This window comes from Kitasatospora sp. NPDC001603, assembly GCF_040298365.1.
Lineage (GTDB): Bacteria > Actinomycetota > Actinomycetes > Streptomycetales > Streptomycetaceae > Kitasatospora.
On the sequence record NZ_JBEPAA010000109.1, the window covers coordinates 1 to 21,210 of the forward strand.

The 21,210-nt window shown below is 73.8% G+C and carries 20 protein-coding genes; 14 read left to right on the forward strand and 6 right to left on the reverse strand.

The window, feature by feature from the left end:
• Positions 1-107 precede the first annotated feature (107 nt).
• Positions 108-1,733, reverse strand: a complete 1,626-nt coding sequence (locus ABT263_RS35990) for an FAD-dependent oxidoreductase (RefSeq protein ID WP_329490980.1) — start codon at positions 1,731-1,733, stop codon at positions 108-110.
• Between the two features lie 299 nt (positions 1,734-2,032).
• Here ABT263_RS35990 and ABT263_RS35995 point away from each other — a divergent pair, with 299 nt between their 5' ends.
• The 7 genes from ABT263_RS35995 to ABT263_RS36025 are packed head-to-tail and all read left to right on the forward strand — an operon-like array spanning position 2,033 to position 7,276.
• Positions 2,033-3,199, forward strand: coding sequence for a SchA/CurD-like domain-containing protein (locus ABT263_RS35995; RefSeq protein ID WP_352297470.1), 1,167 nt, complete (start codon positions 2,033-2,035; stop codon positions 3,197-3,199).
• A gap of 46 nt (positions 3,200-3,245) precedes the next feature.
• Entirely contained in the window at positions 3,246-3,680 is a 435-nt protein-coding gene (locus tag ABT263_RS36000) for a cupin domain-containing protein (protein WP_329490978.1), read from the forward strand.
• Positions 3,677-4,933 (forward strand): beta-ketoacyl-[acyl-carrier-protein] synthase family protein, encoded by a 1,257-nt coding sequence (locus ABT263_RS36005; protein WP_352297473.1) that lies wholly within the window; start codon positions 3,677-3,679, stop codon positions 4,931-4,933. Before ABT263_RS36000 ends, ABT263_RS36005 begins: the two co-directional genes overlap by 4 nt.
• 5 nt (positions 4,934-4,938) lie before the next feature.
• Positions 4,939-6,180, forward strand: a complete 1,242-nt coding sequence (locus tag ABT263_RS36010; RefSeq protein WP_329490976.1) for a beta-ketoacyl synthase N-terminal-like domain-containing protein — start codon at positions 4,939-4,941, stop codon at positions 6,178-6,180.
• Between the two features lie 40 nt (positions 6,181-6,220).
• Positions 6,221-6,481, forward strand: a complete 261-nt coding sequence (locus ABT263_RS36015) for an acyl carrier protein (protein ID WP_329490975.1) — start codon at positions 6,221-6,223, stop codon at positions 6,479-6,481.
• 1 nt (position 6,482) lies between these two features.
• A complete protein-coding gene (locus ABT263_RS36020) occupies positions 6,483-6,938 on the forward strand; it encodes an SRPBCC family protein (RefSeq protein ID WP_329490974.1) in 456 nt (151 codons plus the stop codon).
• A gap of 5 nt (positions 6,939-6,943) precedes the next feature.
• Positions 6,944-7,276 carry a TcmI family type II polyketide cyclase gene (locus ABT263_RS36025; RefSeq protein ID WP_352297475.1) on the forward strand — a complete coding sequence of 111 codons (333 nt, stop codon included), beginning with the start codon at positions 6,944-6,946 and terminating at the stop codon, positions 7,274-7,276.
• Positions 7,277-7,353: 77 nt separating this feature from the next.
• Here ABT263_RS36025 and ABT263_RS36030 read toward each other — a convergent pair whose 3' ends face one another.
• Positions 7,354-8,001, reverse strand: a complete 648-nt coding sequence (locus ABT263_RS36030) for a DUF4360 domain-containing protein (protein ID WP_502885923.1) — start codon at positions 7,999-8,001, stop codon at positions 7,354-7,356.
• Positions 8,002-8,276: 275 nt separating this feature from the next.
• On the opposite strand from ABT263_RS36030, the gene ABT263_RS36035 reads away from it, so the two are divergent.
• The 4 genes from ABT263_RS36035 to ABT263_RS36050 all read left to right on the forward strand — a co-directional run bounded on the left by ABT263_RS36035 (position 8,277) and on the right by ABT263_RS36050 (position 11,659).
• Positions 8,277-9,557, forward strand: coding sequence for a tyrosinase family protein (locus ABT263_RS36035; protein ID WP_352297480.1), 1,281 nt, complete (start codon positions 8,277-8,279; stop codon positions 9,555-9,557).
• Between the two features lies 1 nt (position 9,558).
• Positions 9,559-10,062, forward strand: a complete 504-nt coding sequence (locus ABT263_RS36040; RefSeq protein ID WP_329490970.1) for a hypothetical protein — start codon at positions 9,559-9,561, stop codon at positions 10,060-10,062.
• A gap of 330 nt (positions 10,063-10,392) precedes the next feature.
• The gene (locus ABT263_RS36045) at positions 10,393-10,791 is read left to right on the forward strand and encodes a hypothetical protein (protein ID WP_352297482.1); all 399 of its coding nucleotides are present in this window, start codon (positions 10,393-10,395) and stop codon (positions 10,789-10,791) included.
• A gap of 190 nt (positions 10,792-10,981) precedes the next feature.
• Complete coding sequence (locus tag ABT263_RS36050; protein ID WP_352297484.1) at positions 10,982-11,659, forward strand: class F sortase; 678 nt, start codon at positions 10,982-10,984, stop codon at positions 11,657-11,659.
• A gap of 66 nt (positions 11,660-11,725) precedes the next feature.
• On the opposite strand, the gene ABT263_RS36055 is transcribed toward ABT263_RS36050, so the two are convergent.
• Both ABT263_RS36055 and ABT263_RS36060 read right to left on the reverse strand, forming a co-directional pair.
• A complete protein-coding gene (locus tag ABT263_RS36055) occupies positions 11,726-12,757 on the reverse strand; it encodes a methyltransferase (protein ID WP_352297486.1) in 1,032 nt (343 codons plus the stop codon).
• 101 nt (positions 12,758-12,858) lie between these two features.
• Positions 12,859-13,941 carry a right-handed parallel beta-helix repeat-containing protein gene (locus ABT263_RS36060; protein WP_352297489.1) on the reverse strand — a complete coding sequence of 361 codons (1,083 nt, stop codon included), beginning with the start codon at positions 13,939-13,941 and terminating at the stop codon, positions 12,859-12,861.
• A 380-nt stretch (positions 13,942-14,321) separates the two neighbouring features.
• Here ABT263_RS36060 and ABT263_RS36065 point away from each other — a divergent pair, with 380 nt between their 5' ends.
• From ABT263_RS36065 to sph, 3 genes are all read left to right on the forward strand, one after another.
• Positions 14,322-15,281 carry a deoxyribonuclease IV gene (locus tag ABT263_RS36065; protein ID WP_352297492.1) on the forward strand — a complete coding sequence of 320 codons (960 nt, stop codon included), beginning with the start codon at positions 14,322-14,324 and terminating at the stop codon, positions 15,279-15,281.
• 164 nt (positions 15,282-15,445) lie between these two features.
• On the forward strand, positions 15,446-17,542 hold the full coding sequence (locus ABT263_RS36070) for an MMPL family transporter (protein ID WP_352297495.1): 2,097 nt from the start codon (positions 15,446-15,448) through the stop codon (positions 17,540-17,542).
• 72 nt (positions 17,543-17,614) lie between these two features.
• Positions 17,615-18,619 (forward strand): sphingomyelin phosphodiesterase, encoded by a 1,005-nt coding sequence (gene sph / locus ABT263_RS36075; RefSeq protein WP_352297497.1) that lies wholly within the window; start codon positions 17,615-17,617, stop codon positions 18,617-18,619.
• 127 nt (positions 18,620-18,746) lie between these two features.
• Here the strand turns inward: sph and ABT263_RS36080 are convergent, their stop codons facing one another.
• Positions 18,747-18,953: a hypothetical protein gene (locus tag ABT263_RS36080; protein WP_352297498.1), complete on the reverse strand. Its 207-nt coding sequence runs from the start codon at positions 18,951-18,953 to the stop codon at positions 18,747-18,749.
• Positions 18,954-18,962: 9 nt separating this feature from the next.
• The coding region (locus ABT263_RS36085; RefSeq protein WP_502885922.1) for a DEAD/DEAH box helicase at positions 18,963-21,210 on the reverse strand (2,248 nt) is incomplete at its 5' end.

Here is a 21,210-nt window from a genome sequence, read left to right on the forward strand (position 1 = left end):
CGCCGCGCCCCCCCGCCCCCGCCCGGGCCCGGGCCGCCGCGGGCGCCGGGGGGGTGGTACCCCCCCCGGCCGCGCCCCCCCGCCCCGCGTTCGCCGCCCGCTCGCGGCTACAGCTTGAGCGCCGTACGCAGCGCCGCCTCCACCGCCGCCTCCGGGTCCGCCACCGCGTCCTCGCTGCGCCAGGCGACGAAGCCGTCCGGGCGGACCAGCACCGCGCCGCCCGGCCGGAGGCCGTGCAGCTCGGCGAAGTCCGCGCCGGGCTCGGGCGCCAGGTCGTCCTCCGCCCCGGTGCCGATCCGGTAGGTGTCCAGCGGCACGGCCAGCCGGTCGGCCGCCCGGCGGGCGCCCTGGTGCCAGGCCGTGCCCTCGGGGCCGGTCAGCAGCACCATCGCCTGCTCGTACAGGTCGAGGGTGGAGAGCTTGACGCCCGCCCGCAGCAGCCACTGGTGCGGCGCCCGGCTGCCGGGTTCGCCGCCGGACTCGAACGCCTCCGGCACCACCGGCCCGGCCGGGTCCGCCCCGGCGACCGCGCCCACCGGGTAGCGGTAGCCGAGCGCCACCGCCAGCACCCCGGCCTGCCGCCCGACCCCGGGCACCACCGCGTACCCGGGGTGGCTGTGCTCGGCGGAGCGCGCCGAGGCCCGCTCGCTGGTCACCTCCGCCACCGGCCGGCGCTCCTGCCCGTACGTCTCCAGCAGCCCCGGTCCGGCCCAGCCGCAGAGCACCGCGGCCAGCTTCCAGGCCAGGTTGTGGGAGTCCTGGATGCCGGTGTTCGAGCCGAACGCGCCGGTCGGCGACATCTCGTGCGCGGAGTCCCCGGCCAGGAAGACCCGCCCGGCGGAGTACCGCGTCGCCACCCGCTCGGCCGCGTGCCAGGGGGCCTTGCCGGTGACCTCCACCTCAAGGTCCGGCACCCCGACGGCGGCCCGGATGTGCCGGACGCACCGCTCGTCGGTGAACGCCTCCAGCGGCTCGCCGTGCTCCGGGTGCCACGGCGCGTGGAAGACCCACTCCTCGTGGTTGTCCACCGGCAGCAGCGCGCCGTCGGCGTCCGGGTTGGTCAGGTAGCAGGCGATGAAGTGCCGGTCGCCCACCACCTCGGCCAGCCGCTTGGCCCGGAAGGTGATGCTGACGTTGTGGAACAGCTCGCCCTTGCCGCTCTGGCCGATGCCCAGCGCCTCCCGGGCCGGGCTGCGCGGGCCGTCCGCCGCGATCAGGTACTGGGCCCGGACGGTGCGCTCCTCGCCGGTCTCCCGGCTGCGCAGCAGCGCCGTCACCCCCTCGTCGTCCTGTTCGAAGGAGACCAGCTCGGTGCTGAAGCGCAGCTCGCCGCCGAGCTCGCGGGCGGCCTTCAGCAGGACCGGCTCCAGGTCGTTCTGGCTGCACAGGCACCAGGAGCTGGGGCTGAACCGGGCCAGCCGGCCGCCCGGGTCGATCTCCCGGAACAGCCACTCCTGCTCCTCGCCGGTCAGCGAGGGGGCCTGCAGGATGCCGTGGTTCGCGGCGAGCACCGAGGCGGCCTCGCGGATCGCCGTCTCGATCCCCGCCCCCCGGTAGAGCTCCATCGTGCGGACGTTGTTGCCTCGGCCACGCGGGTGACGCGAGGTGTCGGCGTGCTTCTCGACCAGCAGGTGTCTAACACCCAGTCGGCCCAGGAAGAGTGAGGCCGACAGCCCGACCAGCGAGCCGCCGACGATCAGGACCGGCACCCGGTCGTCAACCTTCGGATTCATCAATTGCTCCAGCCTGTACGGGGGTTCGCGACCCGGCTACGGGGCTCGGCGTCGCCCTCGGCGGGGCCCGCGCGCACGTCGGCCCCGCTCTTCCATCCCCCGCCGCGGGTCCCTTCTGCCGCCTCGTCGCCCGGATGGCCCGCATATCTCGCGCCACTCGTGGGGTCCGCGCACGATCGACCTCAGGCCTGGCCCCCACCCGCCCGGGCCGACCGCCACCGCACCGCCCTCCCCCCGCCGGGGCCCGTCCGGACGGAAGCCGCCCGGCGCGGGCAGCGCCCGAAGCAAGAAAGTGGATCATGACGACTCTGTCCGAACCGCAGGCCGAGCAGCACTCCGAGCAGCACACCCGACTGCGCGTGATGCTGATGCTGGAGATCAAGGACGGCGCCCAGCAGCGCTTCCTCGACGTGTACGAGAAGCTGCGCCACCAGGTGGCCTCGGTCCCCGGCCACGTCAGCGACCAGCTCTGCCAGTCGATCAACGACCCGCGGCAGTGGCTCATCACCAGCGAGTGGAAGGACCAGGAGACCTTCCTGAAGTGGGTGGACAGCCCCGCCCACCGCGAGATGGTCAAGCCGATGCACGGCTGCGTCAGCGACACCTTCCGCTCGCTGCGCTACTCCATCCTCCGGGAGACCTCCGCGGCCGGCGCCACCGGCACCCGCAAGCCGGTGGACGTGCCGCCCGGCCTGCCGCGCACCGCGCCGGCCGGGCACGTCGGCCCGCCGCAGGCCGCGCCCGGCCCGGACGGGGTGGTCCGGCACGCCCTGACCTTCACCGTCAAGCCCGGCAGCGAGCACGAGGTGGCCCGGATCCTCTCCGGATACGCCTCCCCCAAGGCCGAGGTGGACGAGACCACCCAGCTGCGCCGCACCTCCCTCTTCATGCACGGCAACCGGGTGGTCCGGGCCGTCGAGGTGGTCGGCAACCTGGGCGACGCGCTGCGCCACGTGGCGATGCAGCCCGAGGTCCGCGCGGTCGAGGAGGCCATCAACCCGTACCTGGAGGAGGCCCGCCAGCTCGGCGACCCGCAGGCGGCACGCGCCTTCTTCGCCCGTGCGGCGCTGCCCGCCGAGCACCAGGCGATCGCCGGCTCCCCGGCCTCCGGCCGGCTGCACCGGCACGCCGTGCTCTACCCCGTCAAGCCGGGCAACGGCGCGGCCGTGGCCGCCCTGCTCGCCGAGCACGACAACCTGGCCACCGCCGACCCGACCGGCCCGCTCGCGGCCGCCACCGTCTTCCACCGGGAGGACGTCGTGGTCCGCCTGGTGGACCTGCGGGTCCCGGCCGAGGCCGAACCGGCCGTCGCCCTGGGCGTGGCCGGCGAGCGCGAGGCCACCGTCCTCGGCCGGCTGCTGGACCTCGGCGCCGAGGGCGACCTGCGCACCGTCGCCGGCCTGAGCGCCCTCCTCGCCGCCCGCGCCATGAGCCCGGTCACCGACCGCAGCTCGCAGCTCACCTGACCGACCATCGGCCCTGCGCCGGCTCCGACTCCCGAAGGAAGAAACCATGTCCACGCAGTACCCACGGATCGTGCACGTCGACGAGGCGCCGGAGAACCGCCGGCGCGGCGGCGACCTGCGCGCCATGCTCACCCCGACCACCTGCGGCGCCACCAGCGGCTTCATGGGCCTGGCCATCGTGCAGCCCGGCGAGCGGATCGGCGAGCACTATCACCCGTACTCCGAGGAGTTCGTCTTCGTCGTCGCCGGCGAACTGGAGGTGGACCTGGACGGGGTGACCCACTCGCTCCGGCCCGACCAGGGCCTGATGATCCCGATCGACATGCGCCACCGCTTCCGCAACGTCGGCGACACCGAGGCCCGGATGGTCTTCCACCTCGGCCCGCTCGCCCCCCGCCCGGAGCTCGGCCACGTCGACACCGAGGAGACCGAGGGAGCGGTGACCTCCGGTCCGCCGGAACACGCCAAGGTGGCTTCGTGACCCGGCGGGTCGCCGTCACGGGGATCGGTGTGGTCGCGCCCGGCGGCGTGGGCGTACCGGCCTTCTGGCAACTGCTCACCTCCGGGCGGACGGCGACCAGGGGCATCACGCTCTTCGATCCCACCGGATTCCGCTCCCGGATCGCCGCCGAGTGCGACTTCGACCCGGCGGCGCACGGGTTGAGCCCGGAGGACGTCCAACGGGCCGACCGCTACGTGCAGTTCGCCATGGTGGCGGCGGACGAGGCGATCGCCGACTCGGGCCTGGACCTGGCCGCGGAGGACCCGTGGCGGATCGGCGTCTCGCTCGGCACCGCCGTCGGCGGCACCACCCGGCTGGAGCACGACTACGCCCTGGTCAGCGCCGGCGGCGCGCGCTGGGACGTGGACCACCGACGGGCCGAGCCGCAGCTGCACCGCGCCTTCGCACCCAGCACGCTGGCTTCCGCGGTCGCCGAGCGCACCGGTGCGCACGGCCCGGTGCAGACCGTCTCCACCGGGTGCACCTCCGGACTGGACGCGATCGGCTACGCCTTCCAGGCGGTCGAGGAGGGGCGCGCCGACATCTGCGTCACCGGCGCCTCCGACTCGCCGATCTCACCGATCACCGTCGCCTGCTTCGACGCCATCAAGGCCACCAGCGAACGCAACGACGACCCGGAGCACGCCTCCCGCCCCTTCGACGCCCACCGCGACGGCTTCGTGCTCGGCGAGGGCGGCGCCGTCCTGGTGCTGGAGGAGCTGGAGCACGCCCGGCGGCGCGGGGCCCGGATCTACGGCGAGATCGGCGGCTTCGCGACCTTCGGCAACGCGTACCACATGACCGGCCTCACCCAGGAGGGGCTGGAGATGTCCCGGGCGATCGACGAGTCGCTCGCCCACGCCCGGGTGGACCGCACCGAGGTCGACTACGTCAACGCGCACGGCTCGGGCACCAAACAGAACGACCGGCACGAGACGGCGGCCGTCAAGCGCTCGCTCGGTGAGCACGCGTACCGGACGCCGATGAGCTCGATCAAGTCGATGGTCGGGCACTCGCTCGGCGCGATCGGCGCGATCGAGGTGGTCGCCTGCACCCTCGCACTGGCCCACGGCGTGGTACCGCCGACCGCCAACTACGAGACTCCGGACCCGGAGTGCGATCTCGACTACGTGCCGCGCACCGCGCGCGAGCTGCCCCTCCGGCACATCCTGTCGGTCGGCAGCGGATTCGGCGGATTCCAGTCCGCCGTCGTGCTCAACAGAACGGGGTGAGATCCATGACGTCACGTCAGCAGGGCCGCCGGGCGGTGGTCACCGGCCTCGGCGTGGTCGCGCCGAACGGTGTGGGGGCCGACGCCTTCTGGAAGGCCACCAGGCAGGGCGTGAGCGTCCTCGACCGGATATCCCGCGAGGGCTGCGCGGACTTTCCGCTGCGCGTCGCGGGCCAGGTACGGGACTTCGACCCGCAGTCCGTGATCGACAGCCGCTACCTGGTGCAGACCGACCGCTTCACGCACTACGCGATGGCCGCCGCCGACCTGGCGGTGGCGGACGCCGGGTTCGTTCCCGACCCCGACCAGCCGTTCGGGGTGGGCGTGGTGACCGCGGCCGGCTCCGGCGGCGGCGAGTTCGGCCAGCGCGAACTGCAGCAACTCTGGGGCCAGGGACCACAGTTCGTCGGGCCCTACCAGTCCATCGCGTGGTTCTACGCGGCCAGCACCGGCCAGGTCTCGATCCGGGGCGGCTACAAGGGCCCGTGCGGGGTGGTCGCCAGCGACGAGGCCGGCGGCCTGGACGCCCTCGCGCACGCCGCCCGGGCCATCGAGCGCGGCACCGACGCGGTGGTGGCCGGCGCGGCCGAGGCCCCGCTGGCGCCGTACTCGATGGTCTGCCAGCTCGGCTACCCCGAGCTCAGCCTCGACGACCGGCCGGACCGGGCCTACCTGCCGTTCTCCGCCGCCGCCAACGGCTTCGCCCCCGCCGAGGGCGGCGCGATGCTGCTGCTGGAGGACGAGGAGACGGCCCGCCGGCGCGGCGCGACCGTCCGGGCGTACCTGGCCGGGCACGGCGCCACGTTCACCGGCGCCTCCCGCTGGGAGGAGTCCCGCGAGGGGCTGGCCAACGCCGTCCGGATCGCGCTCGACCAGGCCCGGATCGCTCCGGAGGAGGTCGACGTGGTCTTCGCCGACGCCCTCGGCGTCCCGGCCGCCGACCGCGCCGAGGCGCTGGCCCTGGCCGACGCCCTGGGCCCGTACGCCGAGCGGGTACCGGTGACCGCCCCGAAGGCGGGCACCGGGCGGGCGTACTGCGGCGCGCCCCTGCTGGACACCGCCGCCGCGGTGCTCGCCATGGAGGACGGCGTGGTACCGCCCACCCCCAACGTCACCGAGGTCTGCCACGACCTCGCCCTGGTGACCGGCCGCGCCCGCCCGGCCGAGCTGCGCACCGCACTGGTGCTCAGCCGCGGGCTGATGGGCTCCAACTCCGCGCTGGTGCTCCGGCGCGGGGACCGGGCCTGACCGAACCACTGCTCTGGCAACGAACTGAAGGGAACATCCCGTGAGCAACACCCTCAGCCACCCCGAACTGGCCGCGCTGATCCAGGCGCGGGCCGGCGTGGTGATCGACCCGCTCGACCTGGAGCGCCCGGGCGCCAGCTTCGACGACTTCGGCGTGGACTCCCTCGGTCTGCTCGGCGTGGTCGGCGAGCTGGAGAACCGACACGGCGTGAAGGTCACCAACGGAGCGGAGTCGGCGAAGACGCCGGCCGAGTTCCTCGACCTGGTGAACTCCTCGTTCGCCACGAAGGCCGGTGCCTGAGATGCCCGGACACACGGACAACGAGATCGTCATCGCCGCCCCGCTCGACCTGGTCTGGGAAGTCACCAACGACCTGGAGAACTGGCCGCAGCTGTTCAGCGAGTACGCCTCGGTCGAGGTGCTGCAGCGCGACGGCGACAGCGTGCGGTTCCGGCTGACCATGCACCCGGACGAGAACGGCCAGGTGTGGAGCTGGGTCTCCGAGCGCACCACCGACCGGGCCTCGCTCGCGGTGCGCGCCCGCCGGGTCGAGCCCGGGCCGTTCGAGTTCATGGACATCCGCTGGGAGTACGCGGAGGTCCCGGCCGGCACCAGGATGCGCTGGGTGCAGGACTTCGCGATGAAGCCCACCGCGCCGGTCGACGACGACGGCATGGTGAACCACATCAACCGCAACTCGCGGGTCCAGATGCAGCTGATCCGCGAGAAGGTCGAGAAGCAGGCGGGGGAGGTCTGAACCGGATGCACCGCGCACTGATCGTCGCCCGGATGAAGCCGGACGCCGCCGGCGGCATCGCCGAGGTGTTCGCCGAGTCCGACCGGGGCGAACTCCCGCACCTGATCGGCGTCACGGGGCGCAGCCTCTTCCAGTTCGGCGACGTCTACCTGCACCTGATCGAGGCGGACCGCCCGCCGGGCCCGGCCGTCGCCCGGGTCGTCGAGCACCCGGAGTTCCGGGACGTCAGCGACCGGCTCACCGCCTACGTCCAGGCCTACGACCCGGCCACCTGGCGGGGGCCCAAGGACGCCATGGCGCACGAGTTCTACCGGTGGGAGCGCGGCGGCGCGAGCTGACACCGCGTACCACCGGCCCGGCGGGCCGCCCCCGGCGCAGGTCGGGGAGCGGCCCGCCGGGCCGTGCGCGTCCGGCGTCAGGGGCACTGCCTCCAGGCGAGGTGGTAGACGGTGTTGATGCTGCCGTCGGTGGAGTCCATGGTCATGAAGCTGGTGGTCCTGGTCGGGTCCGAGGTGCCGGCGTTGACCCGGAGTTCGGTGTTGATGTTGAAGTTGCGCAGCTCCCCGCAGGGCGCCCAGACCAGCGCCGTCACGGCGACGCTGTCGGTCGCCTGCCAGCTGTCGTCGATGGCCCCGGTGAACCTGTGGCTGAGCGAGGTGGTCTGGGGCGAGCCCTGGAAGTAGTAGTTCGCCTTCTGCACGGCGGACGCCCCCGGCTCCAGGTGCGCGTAGCCCCGGTAGTCGGCGGCGGCGATCGCGTAGGTGAAGCCCTGCGGGACGTGGACGTTCAGGTTGAGCTGACAGTTCTTCCGGAAGTCGGTGGGCTTGGACCCGACGCCCACCTGCGCGATGTAGTCGCTGTAGGTGACGGTGAAGGCCGTGTTGTCCGGGGAGACGGCGATGGCGGCGGTACCCGCCGGGCAGCCGGACCCGTTGACGGTGGCCACGTCGATGACGATCTTGTCCGGCGGCGGCGTGCTCCAGCCGGTCGCGGCGGCCTCGCCGCCGACGCCGGTGAGCGAGGTGCCGAGCAGCGCTGCCACCGCCGCACCGCCGGCGGCCATCATGCGTACAGTCACGGGCATTTCCTTCCGTCGGCCCACCGGTCACGGGCCGCACCCCCACGTGCGTGCCATCCGGCGGGCTTGTCGAGGACATGTCACCACCGATAGCGGTGCCGCGGCCAGGGGCGCGGACCGGCGCATCGCCGAGCGCCGGGGCGGACGATCCGGCGCCGGGCGGTACGCCGGTCGGCTGGCGCGGAGCGCGCCGCACCGCACGGCTCACCAGGGCGATCACCCCGTGCGCATACGGTGTGCCGCACAACGGAGGTGACCCCATGACCACGAGCCGACGCGACATCAACTCCCTCAGCCCGACCGAGCTGGACGACTACGTCCACGCCCTCGGGATCCTGCGCGCACGGTCCGCCGCGAACCCGGACGACGAGACCGGGTACGACTTCCAGGCCGCCCTGCACAACGACATGTTCGTGGGCCCGTGCGAGCACGGCAACGACCTGTTCCTGCCGTGGCACCGCTCGCACCTGTACCACTTCGAGAAGCTCCTGCAGGAGTCCGACCCCCCGCGCACGGCGAACGTCACGCTGCCCTACTGGGACTGGCTGCACCCGGAGACGACGGGGAAGTTCCCGGCCGCGTTCTCGCTGCCCGGGCTCGTCGAGGACCGCAACACCGTGGCCACGGCACTTCCGCCCGACACCCTGGACATCGTGACCACCGAGACCGACCAGGGCGAGTTCGGCGGCTTCCCGGCGGCCCACCCGGGAGGCGACTTCGGGCGGCTGGAGTCCGGCCCGCACAACTTCATGCACGGCAACTACATCGGCGGCCTGATGGCGGACCCGTCCACCGCGTCGATGGACCCGATCTACTACAGCTTCCACGCCTTCATCGACCTGCTCTGGGCCGAGTGGCAGCGCCGCAACGGATCCCCCGCCCCCACCTCGCCCGACCACGACCTGCGCGGCTTCCTCTCCCAGGAGAAGCACAAGGTGGCGGACTTCGCCGACACCGTGGCGCTGGGCTACCGGTACGAACTCACCGACCGGCTCAAGGCCGACTTCGACGTGCCGACCCCGCAGCCGGTCGTCCGCCGGCTGCTGGCGGCCCAGCCGTTGAGCCTGGTGTCCGCGCCGAGCCTCACGGCCTCGCTGCGGGCCGACTCCCGGGCCGAGTTCAGCCTCGCCGCCCCGCCGGCCGAGGCGCGGAAGGTGATGGTCCGGCTCGACGACCTGAAGGTCCCGGTCGCCGGCAGCTACGTGCTGCGCGCCTACGTCCACCCCGCCGACGTCGCGTTCCGGGCCGACGACCCGGACTTCGCCGACCACTACGGCGTCGGCTACGTCACGATGTGGAAGTCGCACCGGACGGCCCCCGACGACCGCCCCGCAGACGGCCGGCCGCACCCCCACCACCCGACCGAGTGCAACGCGCGCTTCGACGTCACGGCCGTCCTCGCGGCGGCCCCGGCCCCCGAGGACCTCGTGCTGACGCTCCAGTACCTCCCCTCCCCCGACCCCTACGGCCGGCCCCAGGAGGCTCCCGGCCTGCTCCAGGAGGTCGCCCTGAAGGACGTCCTGATGGAGGTGTACGGCTGAGATGCGTACTCCGGTCTTCGAACTCCACATCCGGCCCATGTTCCGGGCGACCGACCAGGAGCACATGACCTTCGCGGTCGACCTCTGGGACTTCGACTCCGTGGTCGCGAACGCGGACGACATCCTCTCCCGGATCGACGGCGCCGGGATGCCTCCGGACTCCGAGGGCGGCCCGTGGCCGCAGGAGTGGATCGCGCTCTTCCGCCGCTGGCACGAGAGCGGGCACAAGCGCCTCCAGCTCGGCACCGCGGCCTTCGCGTTCAGCCAGACGTCCTCCGCCACGACCGTCACCGCGACCGGCACCTTCCCGGCCGCCGGATTCACCGGCTGGCTCCAGCTGGAGAGCCAGACGGACAGCGCGAAGACGTACGTCCTCTACTACGAGGCCCCGGACGCGCCCGCGCCCGGTACGCCCGCCGCGTTCACCCTGAAGGAGCGCTACCGGGCCACCGACACCCGGTCCGTCTTCGTCCGTGACAGCGGGGGCGTGCAGCAGCTGCACTGAACCGGGCCGCGGTCGGGCCCGGCGCTCCGGCGGTGGCCCCGGGCCCGCCGTTCGACGTGACCGGGGCGGGGGCGGTGGCCGCCGGCCCTGCCCCGACCGGCGGCGGCCGCAGCGCGTCGGGGGCCCGGATACCGAATCACCCGGATCGCCGGGGCACTCGGGTGAACCCGCCCAGGAGTCCACTCGAAGGGCGCACCGCCACACCGGCCACCGCCGCCCTCCGGTGGCAACGGCCGCCGCGGTGGATGACGGTGGTTCAGGCGCACTCCGCGAGTCCCCTTGCCCGATGACGTGTCGGCAGTCGCGGCCCGCGCCGGAAGGACCCACCCCATGCGTTCTGCACGCACGCTGCTCGCCGGAGCGGCCGTCGCCGCCGCCCTGACCGTTGCCGCCCCCGCCGCGTACGCGGACGGCACCGCCGACAAGAACCTCACCTGGCAGGAGAAGCAGGACAAGGCTGCCACCCCCGACGGTCAGAAGACCTGGGACGACAAGCAGGACAAGGCCGCCCCGTCCGTGCCCTCCGCGCCGGCCGCGCCCTCCGCGCCCTCCGGCGAGGAGCACAAGGCCGAGGAGAAGACTCCGCACGGTGGCGTGCACACCGGTGGCGGCGGCCTCGCCCTGTCCGGTGGCGGCCTCGCCTCCGGCGCCGTCCTGCTGCTCGGCGGCCTGGGCGCCGGCGCCATCGCGCTGCGGCGCGGTCGCCGGACCAGCGGCGCCGCGATCTGACCGGGCTCTCTCCGTAGCCTGCCCGCCGTGGCCACCGTCCTCAGTGGTGGCCACGGCGGGGGCACGTGCGGCGGCGCCCCGGCCCCTCCTCTTCGGGGCGGGCGGCGCCGTGCCCGGCGGCCGCAGGCGCCGCCCGTGGACAGCGAACACCGCCCGGTGGTGACGACCGGCATGACCTAGGAGTGGAACGATGGCCGGTCCGGCCACTGGAACGTCCCGGTTGCTGCGCGTGGGTATGGGCGCCGCGGCCGCCGGTCTGCTGATGATCTACAACTCGGTGGACCTGGCGCCCGCGTCCGATCCCGGACCCGGCCAGCCCGCTCCCCCGGCCGCCACCGCGAGCGCGTCCCCGGGTGGCGCGGCCTCGCCCGCGGCCGCCGCCAAGCCGGCGGCCCCCGTGCTGAAGCGCTCCAAGCCGACCCGGCTGCGGATTCCGCAGATCGCCGTCGACGCGCCCTTCACCGAGCTGACGCTGAACCCGACCGGTGAGCTCAACGCACCGCCGCCGGAGGACAAGAACCTGGTCGGCTGGTACCGCGACGGCGTTTCGCCCGGTGAGCGCGGCGCCGCCGTGGTGGCCGGTCACGTCGACACCGCCAAGGGGGCCGCGGTCTTCCTGCTGCTCAGCCTGGTCGTCCCCGGCAACAAGGTCGAGGTGCAGCGGGCCGACGGCACGGTCGCCGTCTTCGTGGTGGACTCGGTGGAGACCTTCGCGAAGAACGCCTTCCCCGACCAGAAGGTGTACGGGAAGACCACCGACTCCCAGCTGCGGCTGATCACCTGCGGCGGCGTGTACGACAAGAAGCGCAAGGACTACCTGGACAACGTGGTGGTCTTCGCGCACCTGGAGTCCTCGCGCAAGGCGTGAGCCCGGACACCGAGCGACCGCCGGTCCCCACTGCGGGGCCGGCGGTCGCTCGGTGCGGTGCGGCGGTCAGCCGCGCACGGTGGCCTCGAAGGCGTGCAGGTACGGGTTGACCGGGCGGACGTCGGCCACGTCCAGTCCGGCCTCCTCCATCAGCCGCACCAGGCTCTCCTTGGAGTGCTTCGCGCCGCCGACGTTGAGCAGCAGCATCAGGTCCATCGCGGTGGTGAAGCGCATCGACGGGCTGTCGTCGACCAGGTTCTCGACCACGACGACGCGCGCGCCCGGACGGGCCGCCAGGACCACGTTGGCGAGGGTGCGACGGGTGCTGTCGTCGTCCCACTCCAGGATGTTCTTGATGATGTAGAGGTCGGCGTGGACCGGGATGTCCACCCGGCAGTCACCGGGGACCAACCGGGCCCGGGCCGCGAAGGCGCCGCCGTCGCGGAGCCGGGGGTCGGCGCCGGCGACCACCTTGGGCAGGTCCAGCAGGGTGCCGTGCAGGGCCGGGTGCTTCTCCAGCAGGCTGGCCAGCACATGGCCCTGGCCACCGCCGATGTCGACCACCGAGTCGATCCCGGTGAGGTCGAGGTACTCGGCGAAGTCGACCGCGGACTGCCGGCTGGAGGTGGTCATCGCCTTGTCGAAGACCTTGGCCGAGTCCCCGCCCTCGCTGTGCAGGTAGTCGAAGAACTCCTTGCCGAACAGCTCGGGGAAGACGTTGCGGCCGGAGCGGACGGCCTCGTCCAGCTTCGGCCAGGCCTCCCACGTCCACGGCTCGGTGCACCAGAGGGAGATGTAGCGCAGGCTGTTCGGGGCGTCCTCGCGCAGCAGCCGGGACATCTCGGTGTGCTCGAAGCGGTCGTCACCCGTCTCGTGGAAGATGCCGTAGCAGGTGAGGGCACGCATCAGCCGGCGCAGCGGCTTGGGCTCGGTGTCGAGCGCGGCCGCGAGGTCGGTGACGGTGGTCGGGGTGTCGCCGAGCGCGTCGGCGACCCCGAGCCTGGCGGCCGCGCGGACGGCGGCGGCGCAGGCGGCGCCGAAGACGAGCTCCCGCAGGCGCATCGCGGCCTGCGGGGTGGTGGCGGGTGCGGTGGTCATGTGCCGTCTTTCTGCAGGTGGGAGGTGGGCTGGGGTACGGGGGAGCCGGGGCTTCGCCGGGTGGCCGGGGTGCCCCGCGGCCGCGGGTGGGGGCCTGTGGCTCAGCAGTGGCCGGCCGGCTCGGAGACCGCGCACTGGTTGCGCGCGAAGGAGTTGGAGGTACCGGTGTCGCGGTCGGCGAGGTCGGCCGGACCGTTGCCGACCACGTGGTTGCCGGTGACGGTGTTCCGGGCGTTGGCCACGCCGACCACGCTGCGGAAGAGCACGATGCCGCCGGACATCGGCGAGGCGCCCACGTTGTCGCTGACCTCGTTGCCGGCGACCGTGGTGTCCTCGGCGCCGGTGAGCAGGATGCCGGTGCCCTGAATGGCGTCGAGGCGGGGGTTGGGCGGGCAGGAGCTGTTGTTGGCCACGACCCGGTTGTGGCTGACGTTCAGCGCCCCGGCCCGGGGGATCCCTTCGTCGCCGACGATGAAGACACCGCCGCAGTTGCCGTGGATCTCGTTCGCCTCGACGCTGAGGTCGCGCAGCCGGCGGACGGTGACGCCGATCCGGTTGTCGGTGAGCAGGTTGCCACTAACCACGGTGCCGTCGGTGGTGAGGGCCCCGCCCTCGCTGTCCACCGCGTTGGCGAGGAAGACGCCGGACTGGCCGTTGCGGGTCGACTCGTTGCCGGTGATCACGGCACGGGTGGACTTCTCCTGGCTGATGCCCTGCTGGCCGTTGTCGTGGACGTAGGCGGCGCGGACGGTCATGCGGTCGGTGCCGGAGGCGTTGATGCCGTTCTTGCGGAAGCCGGTGACGGCGAGGGCCTCGATCGTCACGTCGGTGAGCGGGCCGGCGCCGGCCCCGACCACGCAGAGGCCGTGGCCGGCGGTGGCGCAGGCGTTGCCGTCGGCGGCGTCACCGGGGGCGACCACGCTGTCCGGGCCGGCTCCGCGCAGGGTGAGGCCCGGGGTGGTGATCCGGACGCTGCCCCGGTAGGTGCCGGGGAGCAGCTGGACGGTGTCGCCGGGGCCGGCCTCGTCGACGGCCTGCTGAATCGATTCGCCCGGCTGGACGAGGTGCACCGTCCCGGCGGCGTGGGCCGGAGGTGCGGCGCCGAGCGCGGTCAGGGCGGTGGTGAGTGCGGTCGTGGCGGCGGCGGTGGCCGCGGCGAGGTGGTGGACCCGTCGCGTGGGCATGAGTGGTGACCTGCTTTCTTGCGCGCTCGCGGGGACGCCGGCGCGGTGACACGGAGTGTGCGGGGGATGACGGCCGGTGGGTGTCGGCCGAATCGACGCTATGGGCGTGCGAGGGGGCCCGCCACCAGGGCTGGGCTGCGGGGCTGACGGGGCGTCGGCCAGGTGGGCGGGCCCGTCGGCGTGGCGCGGGGCGGCGGGGGTGGGTCGGGGCGGGGCGGCCGGTCGAAGCGCGCCGGTCGTAGCGGGGAGCGGGAGCGGGGCCACCGGGGCGTACCGGGGCCTGTCGTGCGCCCGGCCGTGGCCGGGCGCCGGGGCGAGCCCGTCCGGACCGCACCCGTCCGGGCGCCGGGCCCGCCGGCCCGCGTGGCATGCTCGGGGTCATGAACACCGCCGTCGCCGCGCCGCCCGCCGCGGCCGTACCCGCCGCCTCCGCCCGCAATCCGATCGGCGCCCACGTGCCGGTGGCCGCCCGTGGACTGGCCGGGACGGGCCTCGCGTACGCGCGCCGGGTCGGTGCCGAGACGGTGCAGGTGTTCGTGGCGAACCCGCGCGGCTGGGCCACTCCCCCGGGCAATCCCGCCCAGGACGCGGAGTTCCGCACCGCCTGCGCCGAGCAGGGTATCCCGGCGTACGTGCACGCGCCGTACCTGATCAACTTCGGCTCGGACAACGCGGCGACCCGCGAACGCTCGGTCGACTCGCTACGGCACTCCCTGCTGCGCGGCCACGCGATCGGCGCCGCGGGCGTGGTGCTGCACACCGGTTCGGCGGTCGGGACGGCCCCGGGCGGCGGCTCCCGGCGGGCCGAGGCGATGGCCCAGGTCCGCGCGGACGTCCGGCCGCTGCTGGACGAGCTGGACGCGCTCGGCGAGGACGCGCCCTGGCTGCTGCTGGAACCGACGGCCGGTCAGGGCAGCTCGCTCTGCTCCCGGATGGAGGACCTGGCGGCGTACCTGGACGCGCTGGACGGCCACCCCAGGGTCGGGGTCTGCCTGGACACCTGCCACGCCTTCGCGGCCGGTCACGACCTCGCGGCGCCGGGCGGCACCGGCGCGGCGCTGGACGCCCTGGTCACGGCCGCCGGGCCGGGCCGGCTGCGCCTGATCCACGCCAACGACTCGGAGGACGCCGTCGGCGCGCGCAAGGACCGGCACGCCAACATCGGGGCCGGGCTGATCGGGGCGGAGCCGTTCCGCGAGCTCTTCGAGCACCCGGCGACAGCCGGTGTCCCGCTTCTGGTGGAGACCCCGGACCGCAAGCACGGCGGTGACGGCACCGGGCACGCGAGGGACATCGCGGTCCTGAAGGAGCTGCGCGCGCGGGCCGCCGTACCGGCGTAGCCGCCGGGCTCCGGCGCCGCGGGCGGCTCGCGGACCACGCCCGGCGGGCCGCCCCCGCCCGGTTCGGTACGGGCCGCCCCCCGACCGGTTCAGCCCGGGCTGCCGGGTCGCGGGAGCGGTGGGAGGCTGGGACGACTGACGCCCGAGGCCCCTGGGAGTTTCCGATGAGCCCGACCCGGAAGCTGGCCACCCTGCCGTGCGGCCGCCGCAGCAAGTGGGTGGTCCTGGCGCTGTGGCTGGTGCTGCTGGTGGTGGCCGGGCCACTGGCCGGCAAACTCACCGACGCCGAGGACAACCAGGCGTCCAGCTGGCTGCCGGGCAACGCGGAGTCCACCCAGGTCCTGAACGAACAGCGGGCCTTCCAACCCGTCGACACCGCGCAGGCCGTGGTGGTCTACCAGCGGGACGGCGGAATCACCCCCGCCGACCGGGTCGAGGCCGCCCGCGACGCGACGGCCTTCGCGAGCGCCCCGCACGTCCTGGGGCCGGTGGTCGGACCGGTGGTCTCCGCCGACGGCCAGGCGATGCAGACGATCGTGCCGGTCGACATCGGCACCGGCGGCTGGCAGGACCTGCGTCCGGCGGTGGACAGCATGCGCGCGACCGCCGCCGACAACAGCATGGGCATGGCCACCCACGTCACCGGCCCGGCCGGGGTCGGCGCCGACCAGGCCGAGGCGTTCGCGGGCATCGACGGCACCCTGCTGGCCGCCACCATCAGCGTGGTGATCATCCTGCTGCTGCTCACCTACCGCAGCCCGGTGCTCTGGGCGCTGCCGCTGATCTCCGCGGCGGGCGCGCTCGTCGTCTCCCAGGCCGTGATCTACCTCCTCGCCGAGCACTCCGGACTGACCGTCAACGCGCAGAGCGCCGGCATCCTCATCGTGCTGGTGCTGGGCGCCGGCACCGACTACGCGCTGCTGCTCACCGCCCGCTACCGGGAGGAGCTGCGCCGGCACGAGGACCGGCACGAGGCGATGGCGTTCGCGCTGCACCGGGCCGGGCCGGCGATCCTGGCCTCCTCGGCCACCGTGGTCGCCTCGATGCTCTGCCTGCTGGTCGCCGAGATGAACTCCACCAGGGGCCTCGGCCCGGTCTGCGCGATCGGCGTGCTGGTCGCCCTGGCCGCGATGCTGACGCTGCTGCCGGCGCTGCTGGTGGTCGTCGGCCGCTGGGTGTTCTGGCCGGTCAAGCCCGCGTACGGGACGCCGGAGCCGACCAGGACCGGCCGGTGGGCCCATGTCGGCGGCTGGATCGACCGCCGACCGCGCAAGGTGTGGATCGGCACCGCGCTGGCCCTCGGGGCCTGCTGCATCGGGCTGGTCTCGCTGAACGCCACCGGTCTGAGCACGGCCGGCTCGTTCACCGGGACGCCGGACTCGGTGGTCGGCCAACAGGTGCTGGAGCAGCACTTCCCCGGCGGCACCGGCGCTCCGCTGACCGTGATCAGCGCGGCGGGCGAGGCCGGTACCGTCCGCGCGGTGGCGCAGGAGACCCCCGGGATCGCCGGGACGTCGACCCCGACCACCCACGAGGGGCAGGCGCTGTTCCAGGCCACGCTCGCCGACCCGCCGGACAGCCAGGCCGCCAAGGACACCGTGGACCGGGTGCGGGCCGCCGTCCACGCGGTGCCGAACGCCGACGCCAAGGTGGGCGGCAGCACGGCGGTGATCCTGGACGCCGGACGGGCTGCCGCCAACGACAACCGGACGATCATCCCGCTGGTGCTCGGCGTGGTGCTGGTGATCCTGGCGGTGCTGCTGCGGGCCGTCACCGCGCCGCTGGTGCTGATCGCGACCGTGGTGCTCTCCTACGCGGCGGCGCTCGGGATCAGCGCGTTCTTCTTCGAGCACGTCTTCCACTTCGAGGGCCAGGACAACGCGTTCCCGCTGTTCGTCTTCGTCTTCCTGGTCGCGCTCGGCATCGACTACAACATCTTCCTGATGACCCGGGTGCGGGAGGAGTCCGCCCGACTCGGCACCCGGCAGGGGGCGGTGGCCGGGCTGGCCGCGACCGGTGGGGTGATCACCTCCGCCGGGCTGATCCTGGCCAGCACCTTCGCGGTGCTCGGGACGCTGCCGGTGGTGGGGTTCGCCGAGATCGGCTTCGCGGTGGCACTCGGAGTGCTGCTGGACACCCTGGTGGTGCGCTCGGTGCTGGTCACCGCGCTGACCATGGACCTGGACCGGCACATGTGGTGGCCGAACAAGTTGTCCAGGCAAGTCCACGATCCGGAAAGCCAGTTGAGCAGACATCTTTGAGTTACCGATGAGTTCACAAACTGCTTGTCGAACGTCTTGCCGGACGTGGCCGGGAGCGCGTTGACTGCGCGCATGCCAACTCCCACCACCCTCCGGCGCGCCTCGCGACTCGCCGCCGCCGGTGCCGTCGCCGCCGCCCTGCTCGCCCCCTGCGCCGCCGCCCGGGCGGTGACCGCGCCGACCGCGAGCGCCGCCACCCCGTCGGTCGCGCCGCTCGACGTGCTGACGTACAACGTCTTCCTGATGAGCAAGAACCTGTACCCCAACTGGGGCCAGGACTACCGGGCCAAGGCGATCGCCGCCGCCGACGTCTTCCAGGGCCACGACGTGGTCGTGCTCCAGGAGGCCTTCGACAACAGCGCCTCCGACCAGCTCACCGCACAGGCCTCCGCCGCGTACCCGTACCACACCCCCGTGGTCGGCCGCTCGACCTCCGGCTGGGACGCCACCAGCGGCAGCTACACCTCCACCACCCCGGAGGACGGCGGGGTGACGCTGCTCAGCAAGTGGCCGATCCTGCGCAAGGAGCAGTACGTCTTCAAGGACGCCTGCGGCAGCGACTGGTGGTCGAACAAGGGCTTCGTCTACGCGGTGCTGGACGTCAACGGCCTGCGCACGCACGTCATCGGCACGCACCTGCAGTCCACCGACACCGGCTGCTCGGCCGGGCAGCCCGCGGCGGTCCGGGCGGCGCAGCTCAAGGCCATGAAGGCGTTCATCGACGGCAAGAACATCCCGGCCGCCGAGCCGGTGCTGATCGCGGGCGACCTCAACATCGACTCGCACGGCAGCGAGTACCCGTCGCTGCTGACCAACGCGAACGTGGCGCCCGCCGACACCCGCGACGGCTGGGCCAACTCCTTCGACACGGTCGACAACTCGATCGCCGCCTACCGCTACCCCGGTGAGCCCAAGGAGGACCTGGACTACGTCCTCTACCGGGCCGACCACGCCCGGCCCGCGCGCTACACCAACACGGTGGTCCGCTTCCACAGCTCGCCGTGGACGGTGAGCAGTTGGGGTACGAGCTACTCCTACAACGACCTCTCCGACCACTACCCGCTGACGGCTCGGTAGCCCGGCCTGCCGCCTGCCCGGCCGGTGCCCGCGGCGTGAACCGCGGGCACCGGCGGGGCGGTCGGGACCGGGAGGGGCCGCTCGCCCGGCGGGGCGGGGCGTGGCCGGGAGGGGACCTCCTCGCCGGTCAGCCGGTGTCGGTGAACCGCCGGTACGCGGGGGCGAGCAGCGCCTCCAGCGGGCGGCCGCGCACGGTGATCCCGGAGGCGACCAACCCGTCGACGGCCGGGGCCGCTTCGGGGCCGGCGTCGGCGGGCGCGACCGGCGGCGGGACCCTGCCCTGCCAGAAGGTGTCGAGCGACTCCGTCAACGGGCGTTCATCGGGTGGTGGCATGGCGGCGGGTCACTCCCCGATCGCGTCGGCGGACAGGGTCAGCAGCTCGCGCAGCCGCTCGGTGGACAGCTCGGCCAGCCACTGCTCGCCGCCGCCGACCACGGCGTCGGCCAGCGCGCGCTTCGCGGAGATCAGGTCGGCGATCCGCTCCTCGACGGTACCGACGCAGACCAGCCGCCGGACCTGCACGTCGCGGCGCTGGCCGATCCGGTGCGCCCGGTCGGTGGCCTGGTCCTCGACCGCCGGGTTCCACCAACGGTCCAGATGGATCACCTGGTTGGCGGCGGAGAGGTTCAGACCGGTGCCCCCGGCCTTGAGCGAGAGCAGGAAGACCCGCGGGCCGTCCGGGGCCCGGAACCGCTCGACCAGGTCGTCCCGCCGCCCCCGGGGCACCCCGCCGTGCAGGTACAGCACCTCGCCGCCCAGGCGGCGGCTCAGGTACGGCTGGAGCATCGCGCCGAACTCGGCGTACTGGGTGAAGACCAGCGCGCGGTCCCCCTCGGCCAGCGCCTCCTCCAGCACCTCGACCAGCCGCTCGACCTTGCCCGAGCGCCCGGCCACCTCCGTTCCGTCGTGGAGGAGTTGGGCCGGGTGGTTGCACACCTGCTTGAGCCGGCCGATCGCCGCCAGCACCGCCCCCTTGCGCTCCACGCCCCGGATGCCCTGGAGGCGCCGCAGCAGATCGGCGACCACCGCCCGGTAGAGACCGGCCTGTTCAGCGGTGAGCCCGCAGTGGACGGTGAACTCCTGCTTCGCCGGGAGGTCCTGGGCGATCAGCGGGTCGCTCTTGCTCCGGCGGAGCAGGAACGGACCGCTCAACCGCCGCAGCCGGGCCGCGACCTCGGCGTTGCCGGACTGCTCGACCGGGATCGAGAATCGCTCCTTGAACGACTCCGCACTGCCGAACAGGCCGGGGTTGGCGAAGTCCAGGACGGCGTGCAGATCGGCCAGCCGGTTCTCGACGGGGGTACCGGTGAGGGCGATCCGGGGGCCGGAGCGCAGTGATCGCAGCGCCCTGGACTGCCGGGCCGCCGGGTTCTTCACCTGCTGGGCCTCGTCGGCGACGATCCGCCGCCAGCGGATCCGCCGCAGGTCGGCGACGTCGCGCTGGACGAGCCCGTAGGTGGTGATCACCAGGTCGGCGGACGGATCGGGCGCCGAGCGGTCGGCGCCGTGGTGGACGTGCACGCGCAGGCCGGGGGCGAACCGGGCGGCCTCCCGCTGCCAGTTGCCGACCAGCGACATCGGGCAGACCAGCAGGGTGGGCCCGACCGCGCCGCGCTCCTGCTCCAGCGCGAGCAGGGCGAGGGTCTGGACGGTCTTGCCCAGCCCCATGTCGTCGGCGAGCACCGCACCCAGGCCGAGCCGCCCGAGGGCGTCCAGCCAGGCCAATCCCCTGCGCTGGTAGGGGCGGAGAGTGCCGGTGAAGGCCTCGGGCAGCTGCGGCATCCGGTCGGCGTCGCCGGGCCGACCGGCCAGCAGGTCGCCGATCGGCCCGGTCGCGTGGACGGCCGTGACGGGGAAGCCGTCCACACTGGCGCGGTCGTCCACGGCCAGCCGGAGCAGCTCGACCGGCTCCATCGTGCCGCTGCCGTGGTCGGCCAGGAACCTCACCGCGGCGGCGAGTTGGGCCTGGTCGACCTCGATCCAGCGGCCACGCAGCCGGACCAGGCCCTGCTGGGCGGCCGCAAGCTCGGCCAACTCCTGCTCGGTGAGGGCCACTTCACCGATCGAGAGCTGCCACTGGAAGGCCAGTACGGCATCCCGGTCGATCTGCGCGGTGCGCTTGACCGCGCCGGGGGTGGCGGCCGGAGCCGCGGTGAGGACCAGCCCGATCCGGGGGCGCCGCTGCCACCAGGCCGGGAGCAGCACCCCGAAGCCGGCCCGGGTGAGGGCCGGCGCCGCCGTGCGCAGGAAGTCCAGCGCGCCGTCGCGGTCCAGGTCGACACCGGTGGGGCGGGGGTCCAGCAGGGCGGTGCGCAGCGGCAGGTGGATCCGGGCAGCCCGGTCGAGCTCGGCCAGGTAGGCCTCGGCCGGATCCGGGACGGTGCGGGCCAGGGCCGCGTACGCCTCGTCCTCGGCCCACAGCGCGGCGGCGGGGACCACCAGGGACGGCCGGTCGGCGGCCTGGACCAGCAGGTCGAGCCGCCAGGAGTCGGCGACGGCGCCGCCGCGCTGAAGCGCACGGTGACCGAGGCCGTCAACGAACGCTTCGGCCCGATGCGCGCCCGCCGCGAGGAACTCGCCGCCGACCGCG

Bases quoted from the DNA above. Each gene is read 5' to 3' on its own strand.
- ABT263_RS35990 (WP_329490980.1), bottom strand. From the start codon at position 1,733: ATGAATCCGAAGGTTGACGACCGGGTGCCGGTCCTGATCGTCGGCGGC.
- ABT263_RS35995 (WP_352297470.1), top strand. From the start codon at position 2,033: ATGACGACTCTGTCCGAACCGCAGGCCGAGCAGCACTCCGAGCAGCAC.
- ABT263_RS36000 (WP_329490978.1), top strand. From the start codon at position 3,246: ATGTCCACGCAGTACCCACGGATCGTGCACGTCGACGAGGCGCCGGAG.
- ABT263_RS36010 (WP_329490976.1), top strand. From the start codon at position 4,939: ATGACGTCACGTCAGCAGGGCCGCCGGGCGGTGGTCACCGGCCTCGGC.
- ABT263_RS36020 (WP_329490974.1), top strand. From the start codon at position 6,483: ATGCCCGGACACACGGACAACGAGATCGTCATCGCCGCCCCGCTCGAC.
- ABT263_RS36025 (WP_352297475.1), top strand. From the start codon at position 6,944: ATGCACCGCGCACTGATCGTCGCCCGGATGAAGCCGGACGCCGCCGGC.
- ABT263_RS36030 (WP_502885923.1), bottom strand. From the start codon at position 8,001: ATGGCCGCCGGCGGTGCGGCGGTGGCAGCGCTGCTCGGCACCTCGCTC.
- ABT263_RS36035 (WP_352297480.1), top strand. From the start codon at position 8,277: ATGACCACGAGCCGACGCGACATCAACTCCCTCAGCCCGACCGAGCTG.
- ABT263_RS36040 (WP_329490970.1), top strand. From the start codon at position 9,559: ATGCGTACTCCGGTCTTCGAACTCCACATCCGGCCCATGTTCCGGGCG.
- ABT263_RS36045 (WP_352297482.1), top strand. From the start codon at position 10,393: ATGCGTTCTGCACGCACGCTGCTCGCCGGAGCGGCCGTCGCCGCCGCC.
- ABT263_RS36050 (WP_352297484.1), top strand. From the start codon at position 10,982: ATGGCCGGTCCGGCCACTGGAACGTCCCGGTTGCTGCGCGTGGGTATG.
- ABT263_RS36055 (WP_352297486.1), bottom strand. From the start codon at position 12,757: ATGACCACCGCACCCGCCACCACCCCGCAGGCCGCGATGCGCCTGCGG.
- ABT263_RS36060 (WP_352297489.1), bottom strand. From the start codon at position 13,941: ATGCCCACGCGACGGGTCCACCACCTCGCCGCGGCCACCGCCGCCGCC.
- ABT263_RS36065 (WP_352297492.1), top strand. From the start codon at position 14,322: ATGAACACCGCCGTCGCCGCGCCGCCCGCCGCGGCCGTACCCGCCGCC.
- ABT263_RS36070 (WP_352297495.1), top strand. From the start codon at position 15,446: ATGAGCCCGACCCGGAAGCTGGCCACCCTGCCGTGCGGCCGCCGCAGC.
- sph (WP_352297497.1), top strand. From the start codon at position 17,615: ATGCCAACTCCCACCACCCTCCGGCGCGCCTCGCGACTCGCCGCCGCC.
- ABT263_RS36080 (WP_352297498.1), bottom strand. From the start codon at position 18,953: ATGCCACCACCCGATGAACGCCCGTTGACGGAGTCGCTCGACACCTTC.